4 protein-coding genes and 1 pseudogene are annotated in these 3,140 nt (G+C 68.1%); all 5 read right to left on the minus strand.

Going from position 1 to position 3,140, the window contains the following annotated elements; translation table 11 throughout:
* Positions 1-497: hypothetical protein (locus ACWELQ_RS42125; protein ID WP_452402580.1), on the minus strand; the 497-nt coding region annotated here is incomplete at its 3' end.
* Positions 470-1,627, minus strand: a complete 1,158-nt coding sequence (locus tag ACWELQ_RS42130) for a radical SAM protein (protein WP_452402581.1) — start codon at positions 1,625-1,627, stop codon at positions 470-472. The genes ACWELQ_RS42130 and ACWELQ_RS42125, both read right to left, overlap by 28 nt.
* A gap of 30 nt (positions 1,628-1,657) precedes the next feature.
* Positions 1,658-2,017, minus strand: coding sequence for a hypothetical protein (locus tag ACWELQ_RS42135; RefSeq protein ID WP_452402582.1), 360 nt, complete (start codon positions 2,015-2,017; stop codon positions 1,658-1,660).
* A gap of 85 nt (positions 2,018-2,102) precedes the next feature.
* Positions 2,103-2,750 carry a response regulator gene (locus ACWELQ_RS42140; protein WP_452402583.1) on the minus strand — a complete coding sequence of 216 codons (648 nt, stop codon included), beginning with the start codon at positions 2,748-2,750 and terminating at the stop codon, positions 2,103-2,105.
* Positions 2,747-3,140: pseudogene (locus ACWELQ_RS42145) on the minus strand (hypothetical protein); the annotation flags it as partial. The gene ACWELQ_RS42140 and the pseudogene ACWELQ_RS42145, both read right to left, overlap by 4 nt.

Raw genomic sequence — 3,140 nt, forward strand, 5'->3', positions numbered from 1 at the left:
GTCATCGTCAGATTCCCGACGGGTGTTCTGCTGTAGAATATCGGGTTCTCCACACTCAGCCGTGCCGGATCGCTCAGCGTCATCGCCCAGCGGATCGCCTCGACCAATGCCATACGGCCGCAAGGCCCGTCGATCAGGGACCGCATCGTCTGCTCATCGCCGCCGGCCGCTGCGGTGCGCAACTCGGTGAACGCCGAAAGCACCTGGGCGGGTACGGGAATGACGGCGATCCAGTCACCGGGGCGGGCCCCGGCGGCGGCCCGGCCGTACAGCATGGTGCGTTCGTGGCAGGTCGGCGGCCGCCACGGGGCGCGGGGTACGAACGCTCGCTCGGAATACGTTGCGGAGCACGGTGCTTCGCTTGCGGGTAGGAAGCCCGCGCTCAGTGCGACGCGCTCGGCGGTCGGCGCGCCCGAGGGGAGCAGCAGCGTCAGGCCGTCGAGGAGGCCGGGGTGGTCGATATGCGTGATCATGCCGGGCCGTCCTGTCGATGCCACTGTTCGACGGTCTCGGGTACCCGTCCGCGCAACTGGTCGACGATGTAGCCGATCATCGGCCGGGCGGTGCACAGCAGCGTGCCGTGGCCGTCCTGGTCGCGATCGCGGGTCTCGGACTCGGCCACCAGCGAGCCACCGCAGACGTCGAAGAAGGGGCAGGACAGGCAGTTTCGGGCGACCCGGCGTTCGGCCTCGACCGCGCAGCGTTCGAAGACCGGGCCCGCCAGCATCTCGGCGAAGTCCTCGGTGAAGATATTGCCGATCGACCACTCGGGATCGCCGTAGGGTTCGCCGTAGGTGAAGCACGAGCCGTCGGTGTTGACCAGCACCAGCGGCAGCCATTCCCGTCGGTCGCGGTAGTCGGTCCGCTGGTTTCCGGCGAGGTGGCGGGCCGCGATCTGCACGTAGCCGTCGAGCGGGGCCGGGGGCCGCTCCAGCGTCTCGCCGGACAGCCACAGGTCCACCAGTCGCGCGAGCGCGGAGAGTTCCTGTTCCCGGCTCACTTCGAACGGTGTGGTCTGCCCGGGCTCACCGGTATCGAAGAGCGGCAACACCCGGAAGTGCAGATTCCGCTCCTCGAAGTAGCGGAACACCTGGTCGACGGCGTGGATATTGTGTGCGGTCAGCACCGAGATGCAGCCGACGCGGACACCGTCCGCCAGTAGTGTTTCCAGGTTGTGCGCCACCCGGTCGTGCGAGTCGCGACCCGCCGCGTTCACCCGCAATCCGCCTGCCACATCGAGGGATACGCCGACGGAGTCGAAGTCCTCGCTCAGCAGTCGGCGGCGATCATCGTCCAGCACAACCAGGTTCGTCTGCACGCTGTTGCTCGTCGCGATCTCCGCGCCGAAGATCTCGCGCTGGTCGGCCCAGGTCTGTCGATAGAACTCCGTGGGTTGCAGCAGCGGTTCGCCACCGTGCCAGATGAATTGCAGCGTCGTGCGCGCGCCGTCTCGGCGGTCGGCGATGCGGATGTGGTCACGCAGGGTGCGGTACATGACGGCCACTTGCGCGTTGGACATCGCGGCACGATTGCCGAGTTCGGGATATTCATAACAGTATCGGCAGCGCAGATTGCAGAACTTCGAGACCTTCACCACGATCTGCAAGCTTCGATCGGTCGAATTCACCTGGGCACAGCCTTTCTCGGGTGGCGCGGATCAGGGATCGACGAGCTGTTCGAAGGGGTCCGGCGGCGGATTGTGCGGCGGGGGCGCCTCGTGGAACGGGATGATCTGTCCGAAACCTCCCTGCTTGAACGGACCCTGGTGGAACTGATGGAACGGATTCGGCTCGTTCGTGTCCTGCTGCACGTCGTGCGCGGCGGGGACGACGCCGAGTCCCTGATCGAACAGCGTCGAGAGATGCGTCAGTGCCGCCGACCCGACCGGGATGGTCGGCGGCGCGGCCGCTTCGGCGGGACCGGCGATGCTCGCCGCGATCGCGGGCACGGCGGCCATGGTCGCGGCGATCGCGGCCAATCGCGCTATCGCCGCCGCTCTGCTTGTCGGAGTAGACATTCGGCTTCCTTCCGATGGAGCCCCGCCGAGGCGTGTGAATTCGGCGGGTATCTACGGATAAGGACGCGGGTTACACGGCGGCCGCTCAGAGCTCGTCGGTGGTGATGAGACCGTCGCGGATGGCGCGGGCCACCAGCGCCGCCTTGGTGGGCGCCGAGCGGCCGACCGAGGCGTACTTGGCGCGGATGCGCTCCAGGTAGGTGTTGACGGTGCCGACCGTGATGTAGAGCTGTTGGGCCACCAGGGCTTTGGATTCGGTCTGGAACCAGGCCAGCAGCACCTCGCGTTCGCGTTGCGAGAGTTTGGGGCGGTCGTCGCCGTCGGTGCTCATGGCGCGGGCCATGGTCGGGCTCAGGTAGGGCCGCACCTCGGCGGCCGCGTGCAGTGCGGCGATGAGGTGTTCGCGGCCTTCGGTTTTCGAAAGGTAGGTGACCGCGCCCAGGTCCAGGCAGTCGCGGACCAGATGGGGTTCGGTGTACTGGGAGTAGACGACCACCCGGTGACCACGTGTGCAGATCGTGGTGAGGGCGTCGAGATCCGGTGCGCGCTGGTCGAATTGGAGGTCCAGCACCACCGCGTCCAGGTCACCGCGGTCGGGGCCCGTGGCGGCGAGGAAGGTGGCCGGATCGGGATGGTCGGCGGACACCAGGATGTGCGGCTCGGCGGCGGCGCACCAGCCGCGGACCCCGTCGCGGATCAGCGGATGGTCATCGACGATGGCGATGCGGATCAACGGGCTTCCTCCAACTCGAAGCGGTGATGCAGTCGCGCCCACAGCAATTCGCCCGCGGTCACCACTTCGGTGTGCACGGCGGCGTCGGTCAGCGTGGAGAGTCGGTCCAGCGTTTCGACGGGGCAGTCGCCCAGCGCGCTGACCGTGCAGCCCTCCGCGTCCGCGGTGACCACCACGCGGGCGCGGGAACGGCTGGCGTCCAGCATGATCCGAGTCGCGGCCACCAGGTGGCCGCGTACGGCGTCGGGCAGGTCGCGGCCGGTGGGCGCGGCCTCCACGGTGACCGCGACCCCGCGTCGTTCGGCGGCGTCGATACCGGTGCGCAGATCGGTCAGCAGTGGATGCCCGACGCCGTCGTACTGGGTGAAAAGCCTACGCAGCCGGGCGTAT

Source organism: Nocardia sp. NPDC004722 (genome assembly GCF_053601505.1).